General features: G+C 72.5%; 16 protein-coding genes. 9 read left to right on the plus strand and 7 right to left on the minus strand.

Annotated features, from left to right (window positions below):
• Positions 1–30 precede the first annotated feature (30 nt).
• From AACH11_RS21635 to AACH11_RS21655, 5 genes are all read right to left on the minus strand, one after another.
• On the minus strand, positions 31–918 hold the full coding sequence (locus AACH11_RS21635) for a sugar phosphate isomerase/epimerase family protein (protein ID WP_341376354.1): 888 nt from the start codon (positions 916–918) through the stop codon (positions 31–33).
• Positions 915–2,018, minus strand: a complete 1,104-nt coding sequence (locus AACH11_RS21640) for a Gfo/Idh/MocA family protein (protein WP_341376355.1) — start codon at positions 2,016–2,018, stop codon at positions 915–917. Before AACH11_RS21640 ends, AACH11_RS21635 begins: the two co-directional genes overlap by 4 nt.
• Before the next feature lie 34 nt (positions 2,019–2,052).
• Entirely contained in the window at positions 2,053–3,141 is a 1,089-nt protein-coding gene (locus AACH11_RS21645; RefSeq protein WP_341376356.1) for a maleylacetate reductase, read from the minus strand.
• Position 3,142: 1 nt separating this feature from the next.
• Positions 3,143–3,487 (minus strand): Dabb family protein, encoded by a 345-nt coding sequence (locus AACH11_RS21650; protein ID WP_341376357.1) that lies wholly within the window; start codon positions 3,485–3,487, stop codon positions 3,143–3,145.
• A 203-nt stretch (positions 3,488–3,690) separates the two neighbouring features.
• Positions 3,691–4,623 (minus strand): LysR family transcriptional regulator, encoded by a 933-nt coding sequence (locus AACH11_RS21655; protein WP_341376358.1) that lies wholly within the window; start codon positions 4,621–4,623, stop codon positions 3,691–3,693.
• 114 nt (positions 4,624–4,737) lie between these two features.
• Here AACH11_RS21655 and AACH11_RS21660 point away from each other — a divergent pair, with 114 nt between their 5' ends.
• The 4 genes from AACH11_RS21660 to pcaF are packed head-to-tail and all read left to right on the plus strand — an operon-like array spanning position 4,738 to position 8,258.
• On the plus strand, positions 4,738–5,658 hold the full coding sequence (locus tag AACH11_RS21660) for an intradiol ring-cleavage dioxygenase (protein WP_341376359.1): 921 nt from the start codon (positions 4,738–4,740) through the stop codon (positions 5,656–5,658).
• Entirely contained in the window at positions 5,655–6,356 is a 702-nt protein-coding gene (locus AACH11_RS21665) for a 3-oxoacid CoA-transferase subunit A (RefSeq protein WP_341376360.1), read from the plus strand. The genes AACH11_RS21660 and AACH11_RS21665 overlap by 4 nt, the downstream gene beginning before the upstream one ends.
• Before the next feature lie 10 nt (positions 6,357–6,366).
• The gene (locus AACH11_RS21670) at positions 6,367–7,059 is read left to right on the plus strand and encodes a 3-oxoacid CoA-transferase subunit B (protein ID WP_341376361.1); all 693 of its coding nucleotides are present in this window, start codon (positions 6,367–6,369) and stop codon (positions 7,057–7,059) included.
• Positions 7,056–8,258 (plus strand): 3-oxoadipyl-CoA thiolase, encoded by a 1,203-nt coding sequence (gene pcaF, locus AACH11_RS21675; RefSeq protein ID WP_341376362.1) that lies wholly within the window; start codon positions 7,056–7,058, stop codon positions 8,256–8,258. The genes AACH11_RS21670 and pcaF overlap by 4 nt, the downstream gene beginning before the upstream one ends.
• 33 nt (positions 8,259–8,291) lie before the next feature.
• Here the strand turns inward: pcaF and hutH are convergent, their stop codons facing one another.
• Both hutH and hutU read right to left on the minus strand, forming a co-directional pair.
• Positions 8,292–9,842, minus strand: a complete 1,551-nt coding sequence (hutH, locus tag AACH11_RS21680; protein ID WP_341376363.1) for a histidine ammonia-lyase — start codon at positions 9,840–9,842, stop codon at positions 8,292–8,294.
• A 4-nt stretch (positions 9,843–9,846) separates the two neighbouring features.
• On the minus strand, positions 9,847–11,634 hold the full coding sequence (hutU, locus tag AACH11_RS21685) for a urocanate hydratase (protein WP_341376364.1): 1,788 nt from the start codon (positions 11,632–11,634) through the stop codon (positions 9,847–9,849).
• 141 nt (positions 11,635–11,775) lie between these two features.
• Between hutU and hutC the strand changes: the two genes are divergently transcribed.
• The 5 genes from hutC to hutF are packed head-to-tail and all read left to right on the plus strand — an operon-like array spanning position 11,776 to position 16,805.
• Positions 11,776–12,531: a histidine utilization repressor gene (gene hutC, locus AACH11_RS21690; RefSeq protein WP_341376366.1), complete on the plus strand. Its 756-nt coding sequence runs from the start codon at positions 11,776–11,778 to the stop codon at positions 12,529–12,531.
• Entirely contained in the window at positions 12,528–13,223 is a 696-nt protein-coding gene (locus tag AACH11_RS21695) for a HutD/Ves family protein (RefSeq protein ID WP_341376367.1), read from the plus strand. The genes hutC and AACH11_RS21695 overlap by 4 nt, the downstream gene beginning before the upstream one ends.
• The gene (gene hutI, locus AACH11_RS21700) at positions 13,220–14,428 is read left to right on the plus strand and encodes an imidazolonepropionase (RefSeq protein WP_423228797.1); all 1,209 of its coding nucleotides are present in this window, start codon (positions 13,220–13,222) and stop codon (positions 14,426–14,428) included. Before AACH11_RS21695 ends, hutI begins: the two co-directional genes overlap by 4 nt.
• The gene (gene hutG / locus AACH11_RS21705) at positions 14,425–15,288 is read left to right on the plus strand and encodes an N-formylglutamate deformylase (protein WP_341376368.1); all 864 of its coding nucleotides are present in this window, start codon (positions 14,425–14,427) and stop codon (positions 15,286–15,288) included. Before hutI ends, hutG begins: the two co-directional genes overlap by 4 nt.
• Positions 15,285–16,805 (plus strand): formimidoylglutamate deiminase, encoded by a 1,521-nt coding sequence (gene hutF / locus AACH11_RS21710; RefSeq protein ID WP_341376369.1) that lies wholly within the window; start codon positions 15,285–15,287, stop codon positions 16,803–16,805. The genes hutG and hutF overlap by 4 nt, the downstream gene beginning before the upstream one ends.
• The last annotated feature ends 3 nt before the right edge of the window (positions 16,806–16,808 follow it).

The following is a 16,808-nucleotide window of genomic DNA, read 5'->3' on the forward strand; positions in this document are numbered from 1 at the left end:
CTGTGGAAGGAAATAGGGGCGCAGCGGGCCTCAGCCCGGCTGGCGATCGAACTGGCGCATCGCCGTGTCGAAGGAGGTCTGCGCCATCACGTCGAGCGGCAGCAGGCGGAAGCTGCGGGAGATGATCTCGACGCCGTAGTACGGCGCGTCACAACCGGCGGCCTGCACGGCCTCGATGAAGGCCGGCACGTTGAAACAGCCCTCGCCACACAGGCGGCGGCTGAAGCGGGTGTCCTCGAACAGCGTGCCGACCACCTGCGGGTCGGCGTCATCCAGTTCCACGCCCTTCAGGAAGCGGGCCGGGATCCTGGCGATCTCGTCGTAGGACATGCCGCCACGCGCCACGTGCCAGACATCGAGCAGCAGGCCCCCGTTGGGCTGGTCGGCGCCCGCGATGATGGCCATCGCGGTGTCGATGGTGGCCACGTTGGTGAAGGGCATCATCTCCATCAGGATGTTGGTGCCGACCTCACGCCCCTGCTCGCACAGCAGGGCGAACTCGTCGCGCAGGCGCGGCACGTCGGCCGGCGCCTCGGCGAACAGCTCGGGGGAGACCTTCAGGTTGCGCGCGCCCAGCTCGCCAGCGGATTCCAGCAGCTCCTGACGCATCCGGTCGGAGGCGACGCGGCGCGGATCCTGGGCGTCGAAGAACCAGTCGCCGAGGAACTCGACGTCGATGTGACGGATGCCGTGGTCGGCCAGCACACGGCGCACGCCGGACCAGCCGAGGCGGTCACGGTGGGCCATCAGGTCGGCATGGACCAGGCCCATGCCGGTGTAGCCGGCACGCGCGGCGGCGGCGGCACGCGCTTCCAGGCTGTAGGGGCTGACCTCGGTCGGGGCGCCGGGGTAGACGTCACCGGCCAGGGTCCAGTAGGCGGCCAGCAGTTCGGGGGTTGGGCGGGACGATGTGCTCACAGGATGACCTCGGCGCCTGCGTTCCGGGACGAGGCGAACAGCGCTTCGATCAGCAGACTGATGTTCAGCGCCTGGGTGGCGGGGATGACGACCGGCGCGCCTTCGCGCACCGAGCGGTGGAAGTGGGCGAGTTCGCGGTCGAAGAAGACGGGGTTGCCGATCTCGGCCAGCTCGGGCGAGTAGATGGTCTTCTTCGAGGCCCAGTTGATCGGGAAGCCGGTCTCGGCCCAGTCGGTCCAGCCCTCGCGGTAGCCGTCGATGCTGCCGTTCTCGTAGAGGCGGTAGCTCGACGGCGAGGGGCGCGAGCTCATCATGCCGGCGGTACCGTAGGCCGTGATGTCCCAGGCCTCCAGCCAGGGCAGCGGATCCCAGGAGAAGAAGTCGACGACGACGATCTTGTCGTCGTAGTTCAGCACCGCGCCGGCCGCATCCTCGCGCGAGGTCTCGCCCATCGCGCCGGGGAACTTGGTGATGCGCGCGTTCACCGAGCGCGGCATGCCGAAGTGGTGGATCACCCGGTCGAACAGGTGGCAGGAGATGACGAACATCGCGCCGCCGATGTCGCCGGGCTGCTTCATGTGGCTGGTGTCGGCCTCGTGGTGCGAACAGCCGCCATGCGCGCGCACCTGCAGCACCTGGCCCAGACGGCCGCTGCGCAGCACCTCCTGCATCTTGTCGACCGAGGGCGAGAAGCGCCAGCAGTAGCCGACCTGCACGATGCCGCCGGTGCGCTCGACCGCCTCGACGATGCGGCGCGCATCGGTCGAGTTCCGGCCCGCCGGCTTCTCGCACAGCACGGCCTTGCCGGCCTCCAGCGCCTCGACCGTCAGATCGGCCATGGCATAACTCTTGGAATGCACGTAGACGACATGCACGTCCGGGTCGTCCAGGATCTCCTGCTTGCTGCGCGGCTGCAGGCCCATCGCGTCACAGAAGGGCTGCAGCAGCGGGCTGTCGTCGGCGGCACCCAGCATGCGGGCGCCGCTCAGGCGCTGGACGGCGCGCACGCGGCCCGAGGTGTGCGGATGGGTGATGCCCAGACAGGCGACGCCGAGTGTCGCGTCGGTACCGATCGGTGTGCGCAGGGTGACGGGGGCCATGGCGGGGTCTCCTTCTTGGTTCGGATGTCAGGGATCAGGCGCCGGCCTGGGCGCGGCGGGGCGGTCGCCCCGCCCAGGCATCGCGCAGCAGCTGGCGGATGCCATCCGCCTCGATCGGTCGCGGATTCCAGTAGGGGTTGGCCAAGGCCACGCTCAGCACCCGTTCGATGTCGGCTTCGTGCATGCCCAGCTCGCGCAGGCTCAGCGGGGCACCCAGCTCGCCGGCCAGTGCATGGATGCCGGCAGCGGCATCACCGCAGTCCAGCGCATGGGCGATGCGGGCCATCGCCTGCGGCACGGCCGGCGCGTTGTAGGCCAGCGCATGGGCCAGCACCACGGTATGGGTCTGGGCATGGGGCAGATCCAGCGTGCCGCCCAGCGTGTGACAGAGCTTGTGGTGCAGCGCCATGCCCACATGGCCCAGCACCGTGCCGCACAACCAGGCGCCCTCCAGGCAGAGCGCCCGGCTGGCGTCGGTGTCCTCCGCTGCGCGGTCCAGCCCCCGCAGACCGGCGGCCATGCTGCGGAGGCCTTGCTCGGCCATCAGCGCCATCACCGGGTTGCCGTCGCGGGCGTACAGGCCCTCGGCCGCATGGGCGATGGCGTTGATGCCACTGGTCACCGACATCGCGTACGGCAGGCCGTCGCTCAGATCCGGGTCGTAGATCACCGTGCGGGGCAACACGCGGGGCTCGCGGCCGGTCCGCTTCACGCCGTCGGCGGTGATGCCGTAGATCGGCGTCATCTCGGAGCCGGCGTAGGTGGTCGGCACGGCCAGGATGGGCAGCGGCGACTCCAGCGCGATCGCCTTGCCCAGGCCGATCGTCGAGCCGCCACCGATGGCCACCGCGCAGTCGGCCTGCAGACGGGACGCCTCGGCCGCGGCCTGGCGGGCGGTCTCGATCGGCACGTGCATGCGGGCGCCGGCATGAATGCCGGCACAGCGATCGCCCAGCAGGGCGGCGGCCCGTTCGGCGATCTCGCGCTGCTCCGGGGTGCACAGCACGAGCGCGCGGCGCGCACCGAGGGCCTGCACCTCGGCCGGCAGGTCCACCAGACGACCGCGGCCGAAGACCACACGGGCCGGCTGTGCGGTGTAGACGAAACTCGACGACAGCGACACCTCAGGCCTCCTGGCGCAGCACCGGCGCCGTGGTGACCATCGCAGACACGGCCGGGTAATCGACCTGGTAGCGGGCCACCCGCATGTCGCCGAGTTCCTGACGCACCCTCAGGTGCTCGGGATGGGACGCATAGGCATCCAGCGCGGCCTGACTCTCGAACTCGGTGTACAGCACCATGTCGCAGGCATAGTCGACGCGGCTGGTGTCCAGGCCCACCTCCAGCGTGCGCAGACCCGGAATGCGGCCGACGAGCCCTTCGAAGCGGCTCTTGACGAAATCGGCGGCTGCCTGCCGCTCCGCAGGGCTCGCGCCCCGCACGTTCCACATGACGATGTGCTTGATCATGGACCACCCGGTTGTGTGCTCGGCCGCCCCGGCGCCCGAGGGGCCGCGGTCGGTCGGATGAAGCCGGACTGCCGCGGACCGCTTGATCCGCATCAGCGCCTCACCTTGGGGGTCACTGTAGATTCACGCGTTTCGGCAAAAAACCGCCAGGGGGAAAATCTCCTTTGCTCTTGGCGGAAGAATCGCGCGGGTAAATCCCAGGATCAGGCCGCAGGCTCCATCAACGAAGCCCACTTGGCCTCCAGCCCCAGGCGCTCGAAGCGCTCGACCAGGAAGTCGTTGAAGACCCGGATCTTGGCCGGCTGCAGGCGGCGGCTCTGGTAGGCCAGGTTGATGTTCAGCGGCGGCAACTGCCAGTCGGTGAGCACCGGCACCAGGCGGCCGGCCACGATGTCCTCGTAGACGATGTAGAGCGGCTGGATCACCAGGCCGAGCCCGGCCAGACCGGCGGCGCAGATCACCTGGCCCTCGTTGGAATCCAGCAGGCTGTCGATGCGCACGTCGCGCGACTCGTCGCCGCGGCGCAGGTGCAGCACGTTCGGGTCCTTGGCCAGGTTGTAGACCAGCAGGCGGTGGCGCGCGAGATCCTCGGGCTGCTCCGGTACCCCGCATTCCGCGAGGTAGCCGGGTGAGGCCGCGATCACCCGTCGCGTCACCGCCAGCCGCCGCACCGTGATGCCCGAATCGCCCTCGACCTCCCGCGTGCGGATCGCCACGTCGATGCCGGCCTCGATGAAGTCGGGGTAGCGGTTGGCCGCGACGATCTGCACCGTCAGCTTCGGATGGCGGCGGTGGAACTCGGCCAGCGCCGGGGCGATGTGCATCATCGCGAACGACACCGAGCTGGTCACCCGCAGCACGCCGGCCGGCTGCACCACGTTCTCCAGCACGGCGGCTTCGGCTTCGGCCATCTCGCCGAGCATGGCGGCGCAGCGGCGGTGGAAGTCCTGCCCGGCCTCGGTCAGCCACAGGCGCCGCGTGGTGCGCTCGACCAGCCGGGCGCCCAGGCGCTCCTCCAGCGCCAGCAGCATGCGGCTGCCGGCGGCGTTGGACATGTCGAGCTTCTCGGCGGCACGCGACAGGCTGCCGAGCTCGGCCACCTGCACGAAGAACTCGATCTGCGCCCACCGATCCATTCGATTTCTCCAGCCACTGAAAAACTCATTTCACGATAGCGCATTTCTTTCCAGCGCACGGCCCCCTATCGTCCTGATCCAGCCGTGAGCCCGACGGCCTAGGAGACAACCCTGATGCGCAACATCAACGAAGACACCATCACCCAGGCCGTGCTCGCGGCCATGGCCGGCTGCAAGCAGCCGCGACTGCGGACGATCATGGTCAGCCTGGTGCAGCACCTGCACAGCTTCGCCCGCGAGGTCGAGCTGACCGAGGACGAGTGGTTCAAGGCCATCCAGTTCCTGACGGCCGTCGGCCACATCACCGATGACGTGCGCCAGGAGTTCATCCTGCTGTCCGACGTGCTGGGCCTGTCCACGCTGGTGACCGCGCAGAACAACGCCAAACCTGCGGGGTGCACCGAGGCCACGGTCTTCGGCCCCTTCTTCGTCGAGAACGCGCCGGAGTACGCGCTGGGTGCGGACATCGCCAACGGCGCCGGCGGCGAGCCCTGCCATGTCAGCGGCCAGGTGCGCAGCCTGGACGGACGCCCGCTGGCCGGCGTGCGGATGGATGTCTGGCAATCCGACGAGGATGGCCATTACGACGTGCAGCGCCCGCCCACCGAAACCCAGCCGCACACCCACCGCGCCCGCGGCCGCCTGCGCACCGATGCCCAGGGCCGCTACCACTTCCGCTCCATCCTGGCCCAGCCTTATCCGATCCCGCACGACGGGCCGGTCGGCAAGATGCTGGAGGCCCTGGGCCGCCATCCGTGGCGTCCGGCCCACCTGCACTTCATGCTGGAGGCCGCGGGCCATGAACGGCTGATCACCCACGTCTTCCGGGACCAGGACCGCTACCTGGATTCCGATGCCGTCTTCGGCGTGCGCTCGACGCTGATCGCGCCCTGGGTGCGCCATGAGGCCGGCCCGGCGCCCGACGGCAGCGTGCAGGAGCGCCCCTTCTGGACCCTGCACTACGACTTCGTGCTCAACCCGCAGGCCACGACCGTGGCGGCCTCCGGCACGGACACCGCAGGGGCCCGCGCATGATCGACAAGCGCTGCCCCAGCGTGCAGGACGCGCTGGCCGACGTGCCCGATGGCGCGACCGTGATGATCGGCGGCTTCGGCACCGCCGGCCAGCCCGACGAGCTGATCGACGCCCTGCTGGACCAGGGTGCGCGCGAGCTCACCATCGTCAACAACAACGCCGGCAACGGTGACACCGGCCTGGCCGCGCTGCTGGGTGCAGGCCGCGTGCGCAAGATCATCTGCAGCTTCCCGCGGCAGAGCGATTCCTGGCACTTCGACCGCCTGTACCGCGAGGGCCGCATCGAGCTGGAACTGGTGCCGCAGGGCAATCTGGCCGAGCGCATCCGCGCCGCCGGGGCCGGCATCGGCGGCTTCTACACCCGTACCGGCCATGGCACGCCGCTGGCCGAGGGCAAGGAAACGCGCGAGATCAACGGTCAGGGATACGTGCTGGAACACCCGATCCACGCCGACTACGCGCTGATCAAGGCCGAGCGCGGCGACCGCTGGGGCAACCTCACCTACCGCATGACGGCCCGCAACTTCGGCCCGATCATGGCCACGGCCGCCCGCGTCACGGTGGCCTCGGTGCACGAGATCGTCGAGCTCGGCACCCTCGATCCCGAGGCGGTGGTGACGCCGGGCCTGTACGTGCAGCGCCTGGTGCAGATCGAACGCCGCGTCACCCGCGCCGGCGGTTTCAAGGCTGCCGCCTGAGGAGCCCGAGATGACAGACCACACCCTTCCCACCCGTTGGACGCGTGACCAGATGGCCCGCCGCGTGGCGCAGGACATCCCGGCCGGCGCCGTCGTCAACCTCGGCATCGGCCTGCCCACGCGGGTCGCCAACCACCTGCCGGCCACGAGCGAGCTGATGATGCACAGCGAGAACGGCGTCATCGGCTTCGGCCCCGAGCCTGCCGCCGGCGCGGAGGACTACGACCTGATCAACGCCGGCAAGCAGCCGGTGACGCTGCTGCCCGGCGGCTGCTTCTTCCACCATGCCGACAGCTTCGCGATGATGCGCGGCGGCCACCTGGACATCTGCGTGCTGGGGGCCTTCCAGGTCTCGGCCAGCGGTGATCTTGCCAACTGGCACACCGGTGCGCCCGACGCGATCCCGGCCGTCGGCGGTGCGATGGACCTGGCCGTGGGGGCGCGGCAAACGTTCGTCATGATGGAACACACGACCCGCCAGGGCGACACCAAGATCGTGCCCGCCTGCACCTATCCGCTGACCGGCGTGGGCTGCGTCAGCCGCATCTACACCGATCTGGCCGTGCTGGACGTGACGCCGGACGGCCTGGTGGCCATCGATCTGGTGCCCGGCCTGGACCTGGCCACGCTGCAGGCCGTGACCGGCGCACCGGTGAGCCTGGCCACGAGCCGCACGCCCGCGACATCCCCGGAGGCCGCATGAACGACGCCTACGTCTGCGACGCCCTGCGCACCCCTTTCGGCCGCTACGGCGGCGCACTCAGCAGCGTGCGCGCGGACGATCTGGGCGCCGTGCCCCTCCGTGCGCTGATGCAGCGCCATCCCGAGGTGGACTGGAACGCGGTGGACGACGTGCTCTACGGCTGTGCCAACCAGGCCGGCGAGGACAACCGCAACGTCGCCCGCATGAGCGCGCTGCTGGCCGGCCTGCCGGTGACGGTGCCGGGCACGACGATCAACCGTCTGTGCGGTTCGGGCCTGGACGCCGTGGGCAGCGCCGCCCGCGCGCTGCGCTGCGGCGAGGCCGAACTGATGATCGCGGGCGGCGTGGAGAGCATGAGCCGCGCCCCTTTCGTGGTGCCCAAGGCCGAATCCGCCTTCAGTCGCGCGAACTCGATCCAGGACACCACGATCGGCTGGCGCTTCATCAACCCGCTGATGCGGGAGCGATACGGCGTCGACTCCATGCCCGAGACCGCGGAGAACGTGGCGCGCGAGCATGGCATCGAACGTGAGGCGCAGGATCGGATGGCGCTGGCCAGCCAGCGCAAGGCACTGGCGGCACAGCAGGCCGGCCTGTTCGACGCGGAGATCACGCTGGTCAGCGTGCCGCAGCGCAAGGGCGAACCGCGTCTGGTGCAGGTCGACGAGCATCCGCGCGAGACCACGCTGGAAGCGCTGGCGGCGCTCAAGGGCGTCGTGGGCCGCGACGGCAGCGTGACCGCCGGCAACGCCTCGGGCGTGAACGACGGCGCCTGTGCGCTGCTGCTGGCCAGCGAGGCCGGCGCACGTCGCCACGGCCTGCAGCCGCGGGCACGCATCGTCGGCATGGCCACCGCCGGCGTGCCGCCGCGCGTGATGGGCATGGGCCCGTCACCGGCCACCCGCAAGGTGCTGGCGCAGACGGGCCTGCGTCTGAGCGACATGGACGTCATCGAGCTCAACGAGGCCTTCGCGGCCCAGGGGCTGGCCGTGCTGCGCGACCTCGGCCTCGACGACGACGATCCGCGCGTGAACCCCAACGGCGGCGCCATCGCGCTCGGCCACCCGCTGGGCGCCAGTGGTGCCCGGCTGGTGACCACCGCGATGTACCAGTTGCATCGCAGCGGCGGCCGCTACGCGCTGTGCACGATGTGCGTGGGCGTGGGCCAGGGCATCGCGGTGGTGATCGAGCGCGTCTGAGCGCCCCGGCGCCACAGGCTCAGGTTCGGCCGCTCACACCGGCACCCACAGCGCCGGCAGACCCGGCAGCCGCTTGAACAGGCCACTCAGCGCGCCGGTCCGCACCAGGGTCGTGGCCGCCTCGATGTCAGGGGCCAGATAACGGTCGACCGGCATGGCCGCCACCTCGGCGCGCAGCAGGGCGTGGGCCTGCTCCAGCACGTCCGAGCTGCGCAGCGGGCGCAGGAACTCGATGCCCTGGGCCGAGGCCAGCCACTCGATGGCCAGGATGCGGGCCACGTTGGCGATCATCGGCTGCAGGCGCCGCGCGGCGAAGGTGGCCATGCTGACATGGTCCTCCTGGTTGGCGCTGGTGGGCAGGCTGTCGACGCTGGCCGGGTGGGCCAGCGACTTGTTCTCGCTGGCCAGCGCCGCGGCGGTGACGTGGGCGATCATGAAGCCGCTGTTCAGGCCGGCGTTGCTGGTCAGGAAGGGCGGCAGGCGCGAGACGCCGGCGTCGATCAGCATCGCGATGCGGCGCTCGGCGATCGCGCCGACCTCGGCGATGGCGACCGCGCAGGCGTCGGCGGCCAGCGCCACCGGCTCGGCGTGGAAGTTGCCACCGCTGACCATGCTGCCGTCCTCGAAGAACACCAGCGGGTTGTCGGTCACGGCATTGGCCTCCCGCACCAGCACCAGCGCGGCGTGGCGCAGCTGGTCCAGACAGGCGCCGACCACCTGGGGCTGGCAGCGCAGGCAGTAGGGGTCCTGCACGCGGTCGTCGCCGTCGGAATGGCTGGCGCGGATCGCGCTGCCGGCCAGCAGCGCGCGGTAGTACTGGGCCACGTCGATCTGGCCGGGCTGGCCGCGCAGCGCGTGGATGCGCGGGTCGAAGGGGCCGTCGCTGCCGCGGGCGGCGTCCACCGTCAGCGCGCCGATCACCAGCGCGCTCTCCAGCACCGGCTCGAAGGCCAGCACGCCGTGCAGCGCCAATGCGGCCGAGGTCTGGGTGCCGTTGATCAGGGCCAGGCCTTCCTTGGCCTGCAGCACCAGCGGCGCGATGCCGTGCCGGGCCAGCAGACCGGCCGCCGGCACCGGGGCGCCATCCACGTTGAAATGGCCCTCGCCCAGCAGCGCCAGCGTCATGTGCGACAGCGGCGCCAGATCGCCCGAGGCGCCGACCGAGCCCTGGGCCGGCACCCAGGGCACCAGGCCGGCGTTGTGCACGGCCAGCAGGGTGTCGATGACGGTCTCGCGCACGCCGGAATGGGCGCGTGCCAGGCTGGCCGCCTTCATCGCCAACATCAGGCGCACGACCGGTGCCGACAACGGCTCGCCCACGCCCACGCTGTGGCTGCGGATCAGGTTGAGCTGCAACAGGGCCAGATCGGCCGCGCTGATGCGGGTGCTGGCCAGCTTGCCGAAGCCGGTGTTGACGCCGTAGACCGGCGCATCGCCGGCCGCAGCGGCCTGCACGACGGCGGCACTGGCCCGGATGGCCGGGCGGGCGGCATCGTCCAGCAGCAGCTGCAGGGTCTGGCCGTGGATGGCGGTCAGGTGGTCCAGCGTCAGCGCGCCGGGGGTCAGGATCAGGGGAGTGCTCACGGGGTCAGGCCTGGGGGATCATGGGCAGGTTCAGGGCGTGCTCGCGTGCGCACTGGCGGGCGATCTCGTAGCCGGCGTCGGCATGGCGCATCACGCCGGTGGCGGGGTCGTTCCACAGCACGCGCTCGATGCGCTGCGCGGCGGCGTCGGTGCCGTCGCAGACGATGACCACGCCGCTGTGCTGGCTGTAGCCCATGCCGACGCCGCCCCCGTGGTGCAGGCTGACCCAGGTGGCGCCGCCGGCGGTGTTCAGCAAGGCGTTGAGCAGCGGCCAGTCGCTGACAGCGTCCGAGCCGTCCATCATCGCCTCGGTCTCGCGGTTGGGGCTGGCCACGCTGCCGCTGTCCAGGTGGTCACGGCCGATGACGACGGGCGCCTTCAGTTCGCCGTTTCTCACCATCTCGTTGAAGGCCAGGCCGGCGCGGTGGCGCTCGCCCAGGCCGATCCAGCAGATGCGCGCGGGCAGGCCCTGGAAGGCGATGCGCTCGCCGGCCATGTCCAGCCACCGGTGCAGATGGGCGTCCGCGGGGAACAGCGCCTTCATCTTGGCGTCGGTCTTGCGGATGTCTTCCGGATCGCCGCTCAAGGCCACCCAGCGGAACGGGCCCTTGCCGCGGCAGAACAGCGGCCGGATGTAGGCGGGCACGAAGCCGGGGAAGTCGAAGGCGTTCCGGACGCCCTGGTCGAGGGCCACCTGGCGGATGTTGTTGCCGTAGTCCACGGTCGGGATGCCCATGGCCTGGAAATCCAGCATGGCCTGCACATGCACCGCGCAGCCCTGGGCGGCGGCCTGGCGCAGCGCGGCGTGCTGGGTGTCGTCGGCCTGGGCGGCGCGCCACTGGGCCACGCTCCAGCCAGCCGGCAGATAGCCGTTGACCAGGTCATGGGCGCTGGTCTGGTCGGTGACCAGATCGGGCTTCAGGCCACCGGCCCGGGCGCGCCGCACCAGTTCGGGCAGCAGCTCGGCGGCATTGCCCAGCAGCGCGACGCTGATCGCCTGGCCCTCGGCGGTGTGGCGGGCGATGCGGGCCAGCGCGTCGTCCAGATCGGCGGCCTGTTCGTCGACATAGCGGCTGCGCAGGCGGAAGTCGATGCGGCTCTGCTGGCACTCGATGGTCAGCGAGCAGAAGCCGGCGAAGCTGGCGGCCAGCGGCTGCGCGCCGCCCATGCCGCCGAGGCCGGCGGTCAGGATCCAGCGCGTCCGGTGGATGCCGCCGGGTGACCGGGCGCCGGGCCGCCCCAAGCCGGTGGCCGTCCCCTCGGGGGACCGTTCGACGTGCCCGGCGAACGAGGGGTCGTCAGGGAAATGCTGTCGCGCGGCCTCGACGAAGGTCTCGTAGGTGCCCTGCACGATGCCCTGGCTGCCGATGTAGATCCAGCTGCCGGCCGTCATCTGGCCGTACATCATCAGGCCCTTGCGGTCCAGCGCGTGGAAGTGCTCCCAGGTCGCCCACCGGGGCACCAGATTGGAATTGGCGATCAGCACCCGCGGCGCATCGGCATGGGTGCGGAACACGCCCACCGGCTTGCCGCTCTGGATCAGCAGCGTCTCGTCATCGCCCAGCGTGCGCAGCGACGCCAGGATCTGCTCGAAGCTGGCCCAGTCGCGTGCGGCCTTGCCGATGCCGCCGTAGACGACCAGGGCGTCCGGATGCTCGGCCACGTCCGGATCCAGGTTGTTCTGCAGCATGCGCCAGGCCGCCTCGGTCAGCCAGCTCCTGCAGTGCAGCGTGGTGCCGGTGGGGGCGCGCACCGGGCGCGGGCCGGCGGCCGGAAGGGACGGATCGCTCATGGGCAGGCTCCAGATCGGGGTGGCGGGCCGGACGGGGGGGGGGGCGCAGGCCGATGGCTCGCGCTGCGGCCACATCCAGCCGGAATGGCTGCGCACTCTACTTGTCTAGACAGGCTCATGCAAGTACCATCTGTCGCCATGGTGTCCCGCCAATCCGCCTCCGCCCCGTCCAACGAACCGCGCACCGAGCCGCGCACCGCCCAGGCGCCGTATGCCCGCGTCAAGCAGCACCTGAAGGACCGGCTGGCCGCCGGCGACTGGGCGCCCGGCGTGCAGATGCCGTCCGAGGCGGAGCTGGTGGCGCAGTTCGGCGTCAGCCGCATGACCGTCAACCGCGCGCTCAAGGAGCTGCAGGCCGAGGGCCTGGTCGAGCGGGTGCAGGGCGTGGGCACTTTTGCCGCCGGGCTGCACAAGGTCTCCAGCACGCTGACGCTGCGCGATCTGCACGACGAGATCAGCGCCCGCGGCCATGCCCACAGCGCCGAGGTGGTGCTGCAGCAGGCCGAGACCGCCGGCGCCGGGCTGGCCGCCCAGCTGGGCCTGGCCGTGGGCGACACCGTCTTCCACACGCTGATCGTGCACCGCGAGAACGGCGTCGCCCTGCAGTGCGAGGACCGCTACGTCCACCCCGGCGAGGCGCCGGACTACCTGGCCCAGGACTTCAGCCGCATCACGCCCACCCACTACCTGTTCCAGGCCACCGCGCTGTGGCGTGCGCAGTACCAGGTGCAGGCCACGGTGGCCACCGCGCAGGAGGCGGCACTGCTGGGCATCGCCGCCGCCGAGCCCTGTCTGGTCATCGTGCGCCGCACCTTCAGCCGCCAGGGCCCGATCACGCTGGCGCGGCTGGTGCACCCGGGCGCGCTGTACCAGCTGCAGGGGGACTTCGAGCCGTGAAGCCGACGCTGCACCGCGTGCGGCTGGACGCCGTGCCGGCCCGCCCCTGGCGCAACGGCGGCGGCCTGACGCGCGAACTGCTGGTCTGGCCGCCGCCCGCGGCTGGCGCTGGCACGGACGCAGACACCACCACCGGCACGGCCGCCGACGCACGCCCCGATCCCCTGACGATCCACGACAGCGGCCCGGACCACGCCCGCTGGCAGCTGCGCCTGAGCGTGGCCGACATCACCCGCGACGGCCCGTTCTCGTCGTTTCCCGGCATCACACGCCACTTCGCGGTGCTGGAAGGCGCCGGCGTGCGCCTGCACTGGCCGGACCGCCAGACGCTGCTGACGCCGCAGGACGCCCCGCTGTGCTTCGACGGTGCCGATGCGCCCGACGCGCAGCTGCCCGCCGGCCCGACGCGTGACCTCAACCTGATGGTGCGCGGCCACGCGCCGTGCCACGGTGCCGACGCCCTCGCGCGCAGTGGCCTGCGCCGGGCCCGCACCGGCCCGCTGCCCGCCGCCGCCCGCTGGCGGGCCTGCTACAGCCACGGCGGCGCCACGCTGCAGCTCGGCGAGGTGCCCCTCATCCTGGCCGCTGGCGAGCTGCTGTGGAGCCTGGACGACCCGCGCCCCTGGCGCCTGAGCCACCCGGCCGCCGCCACCTTCTGGCTGTGGGCCACGCCCGAGGAGACCGACCGATGACCCGCCTGCTGCTGCGCGGCGCCGCGCTGGCCACGATGGACGGCGCCACCCCCTGGGGCGGGCAGCCGGACGGCGCGCTGCTGATCGACGACGGGCACATCGCCTGGCTCGGCGCCGCGGCGGACCTGCCCGCCGGCCTGAGGGTCGACGAGGAGATCCATCTCGACGGCGGCGTGCTGCTGCCCGGCTTCGTCGATGCCCACACCCATCTGGTCTATGCCGGCAGCCGTGCGCACGAGTTCGAGCTGCGCCTGCAGGGCGCCAGCTACGAGACGATCGCCCGCGCCGGTGGCGGCATCCGTTCGACGGTGGCCGCCACCCGCGCCGCCGACGAGGCCACGCTGCTGGCGCTGGCCCTGCCCCGCGCCCGCGCCCTGCGGGCCGAGGGCGTGACCACGCTGGAGATCAAGTCCGGCTACGGCCTGTCCGAGGCCGACGAGGCCCGCTGCCTGCGCGTGGCCCGCGCGGTGGGCGCGGCCACCGGGCAGACGGTGCGCACCACCGCCCTGCCCGCCCACGCCCTGCCGCCCGAATACGCCGGCCGCGCCGACGACTACGTGGACGACGCCTGCCGCTGGCTGGCCGGCTGGCACGCCCAGGGCCTGGTCGATGCGGTCGACGCCTTCTGCGAGACCATCGCCTTCAGCCCGGCCCAGGTCGAGCGCCTGTTCCGCGCCGCGCGCGCGCTCGGCCTGCCGGTCAAGCTGCATGCCGAGCAGCTCAGCGACAGCGGCGGCGCCGCGCTGGCGGCCCGCTTCCAGGCCCTCAGCGCCGACCACCTGGAATGGCTGTCGGACGCCGGCATCGCCGCCATGGCCGTCGCCGGCACGGTGGCCGTGCTGCTGCCCGGTGCCTTCTACTTCCTGCGCGAGACGCGGCTGCCGCCGGTGCAGGCCCTGCGCGCGGCCGGCGTGCCGATCGCGCTGGCGACCGACCACAACCCGGGCAGCTCGCCCACGCTGTCGCCGCTGCTGACGCTCAACATGGGGTGCACGCTGTTCGGCCTGACGCCCGAGGAGGCGCTGGCCGGCATGACCCGCCACGGCGCCGCGGCCCTCGGACTGCACGACCGCGGCCGCCTGGCGCCGGGCCTGCGCGCCGACCTCGTGCACTGGGCCGTCGACCACCCCCGCGAGCTGGCCGCCGCCTTCGGCCAGCGCCCCGCCTGCCGCGTCTGGATCGCCGGCCAGGAGACCCGCCCATGACCCCCGCGCTGAACGCCCCCCTGCCCGACGCCTGCGCCGATGACGACGGCCCGGGCTACACGCTGCACCGCGGCAGCACCCCGCTGCTGGTCAGCGTGCCGCACGCCGGCACCTGGATCCCGCCCGCGCTGCACGACGCCTACACCGAGCGCGCGCTGCGCGTCGAGGACACCGACTGGTGCCTGGGCGCGCTCTACGCCTTCGCCCGCGATCTGGGCGCCAGCCTGATCGTGCCGCGCGCCTCGCGCTACCTGATCGACCTCAACCGGCCACCGACCGATGCGCCGATGTACCCCGGCGCCAACAACACCGGCCTGTGCCCGACGGTCAGCTTCGAGGGCCGGCCGATCTACCGCGAGGGCCGTGCCCCCGATGCGGCCGAGATCGCCCGCCGCCGCGACGCCTGGTGGCACCCCTACCACGCGGCCCTGCGCACCGAGCTCGACCGCCTGCACGCGCGGCACGGCCATGCGCTGCTGTTCGACGGCCACAGCATCCGGCCCGAGCTGCCCTGGCTGTTCGACGGCCGCCTGCCCGATCTCAACCTGGGCACCGCCGACGGCCGGGCCTGCAGCCCCTCGCTTCGGCAGGCACTGCGCGACGTGCTGGCTGCCCAGCCGCACTTCAGCTGGGTGGTCGACGGCCGCTTCAAGGGCGGCCACATCACCCGCCACCACGGCCAGCCGGCGCAGGGCGTGCAGGCCGTGCAGCTGGAGATGGGCTGGCAGTGCTGCATGGACGAGCAGATGCCCGCCACCGGCCAGCCACGGCTCGATCCGGCGCGCGTGGCCCGGCTGCAGCCGGTGCTGGCCGCGCTGCTGCGCACGATGATCGACTGGCGGCCGGAGACGGCCGCATGAGCCGGCCCCACACCGCCCAGGCCGCCGCCCAGGCCGCCACCACCACCACCACCACCGCCCCCCCCGCCGCCGAGCGCCCGCGCACGCTGTGGGCTCCGTCCGCCTGGCTGGACGGCCGCTGGCAGGACCGGGTGCTGCTGGAGATCGACAGCGCCGGCCGCTGGTCCGCGCTGAGACCCGACCATCCCTGCCCCGAGGGCCTGGCGCCGCTGCCCGGCCCGGTGCTGCCCGGCCTGGTCGATGCCCACAGCCACGCCTTCCAGCGCGCCTTCGCCGGCCTGTCCGAGCGCCGCGAGGGCGCGCACGACGACTTCTGGAGCTGGCGCGACCGCATGTACCGCGTGGCCGGCGCCCTCACGCCGGACGAGCTGCACGCGATCGCCGTCCACCTCTACCGCGAGCTGCTGCGCGGCGGCTACACCCAGGTCTGCGAGTTCCACTACCTGCAGCACCGCCCGGACGGCCGCCCCTACGACGACCCGCTGGCCTTCGCCCACGCGCTGGCCCGCGCCGCCGCCGACACCGGCATCGGCCTGACCCTGCTGCCGGTGCTCTACGAGCGGGCCGGCTTCCGCCAGCCCGCGCTGCGGCCGGACCAGGCGCGCTTCCGCATGGATGCCGCGGCCGTGCAGGCCGCCTGCCAGGCGCTGGCGGCCGACGGCCACGCGACCTTGAATGCCGGCCTGGCCGTGCACTCGCTGCGCGCGGCCACGCCCGAGGGCCTGCGCCAGCTGGCCGCCTGGGTGGCCGACGGCACCGATGGCGCCTGCGCCGGCCTGCCGCTGCACATCCACGTCGCCGAGCAGACCGCCGAGGTCGACGACTGCCTGGCCGCCACCGGCCAGCGCCCGCTGCAGTGGCTGGCCAGCCAGGGCCTGCTGAACCCGCGGTGGCACCTGGTGCACGCCACCCACGTCACGCCGGCCGAGATCGCCGCCGTGGCCGCGGCCGGCGCCAGCGCCGTGATCTGCCCCGGCACCGAGGCCGATCTGGGCGACGGCCTGACCGACATCGCCGGCTGGCTGGACGCCGGCGTCGGGCTGTCGGTGGGCTCGGACAGCCAGGTCACCCGCGACTGGCGCGAGGAGCTGCGCTGGATGGACTGGGGCCAGCGCCTGGGCCGGCGCCAGCGCAACGTGGCCGCCGCACCGCAGGCCCACCAGGGCGCGACCGCCGCACGCCTGTTCGAGTCGGCCTGCGCCGCGGGCGGCCGCGCGGCCGGCCAGGCGCGCTGGGGCCTGCAGCGCGGCGCCCGCGCCGACCTGCTGGTGATCGATCCGCAGGACCCGGCCCTGGCCGGCGTGCCGGCCTCGCACCGGCTGGACGCGCTGGTGTTCTCGGCCCCGGCCGGCCCCTGGCAGGGCGTGATGGTGGCCGGCCGCTGGGTGATCCCCTGCCCGGCGGCCGACAGCAGGCCCCACACCGGCCCGGGCCCGGGCCCGGACCCCGCCTACACCCGCGTGATGGCACGGTTGTGGGGCATGCCGGACCCTCCACCCGGCCCGGCCCGGGCTTGAACA

The sequence above is a fragment of the Pseudaquabacterium rugosum genome, from assembly GCF_038066575.1.
GTDB classification, from domain to species: Bacteria; Pseudomonadota; Gammaproteobacteria; order Burkholderiales; family Burkholderiaceae_C; genus Pseudaquabacterium; species Pseudaquabacterium rugosum.

Bases quoted from the DNA above. Each gene is read 5' to 3' on its own strand.
- hutU (WP_341376364.1), bottom strand. From the start codon at position 11,634: ATGAGCGATCCGTCCCTTCCGGCCGCCGGCCCGCGCCCGGTGCGCGCC.
- hutG (WP_341376368.1), top strand. From the start codon at position 14,425: ATGACCCCCGCGCTGAACGCCCCCCTGCCCGACGCCTGCGCCGATGAC.
- AACH11_RS21640 (WP_341376355.1), bottom strand. From the start codon at position 2,018: ATGGCCCCCGTCACCCTGCGCACACCGATCGGTACCGACGCGACACTC.
- AACH11_RS21650 (WP_341376357.1), bottom strand. From the start codon at position 3,487: ATGATCAAGCACATCGTCATGTGGAACGTGCGGGGCGCGAGCCCTGCG.
- AACH11_RS21655 (WP_341376358.1), bottom strand. From the start codon at position 4,623: ATGGATCGGTGGGCGCAGATCGAGTTCTTCGTGCAGGTGGCCGAGCTC.
- pcaF (WP_341376362.1), top strand. From the start codon at position 7,056: ATGAACGACGCCTACGTCTGCGACGCCCTGCGCACCCCTTTCGGCCGC.
- AACH11_RS21665 (WP_341376360.1), top strand. From the start codon at position 5,655: ATGATCGACAAGCGCTGCCCCAGCGTGCAGGACGCGCTGGCCGACGTG.
- hutF (WP_341376369.1), top strand. From the start codon at position 15,285: ATGAGCCGGCCCCACACCGCCCAGGCCGCCGCCCAGGCCGCCACCACC.
- hutI (WP_423228797.1), top strand. From the start codon at position 13,220: ATGACCCGCCTGCTGCTGCGCGGCGCCGCGCTGGCCACGATGGACGGC.
- AACH11_RS21660 (WP_341376359.1), top strand. From the start codon at position 4,738: ATGCGCAACATCAACGAAGACACCATCACCCAGGCCGTGCTCGCGGCC.
- AACH11_RS21670 (WP_341376361.1), top strand. From the start codon at position 6,367: ATGACAGACCACACCCTTCCCACCCGTTGGACGCGTGACCAGATGGCC.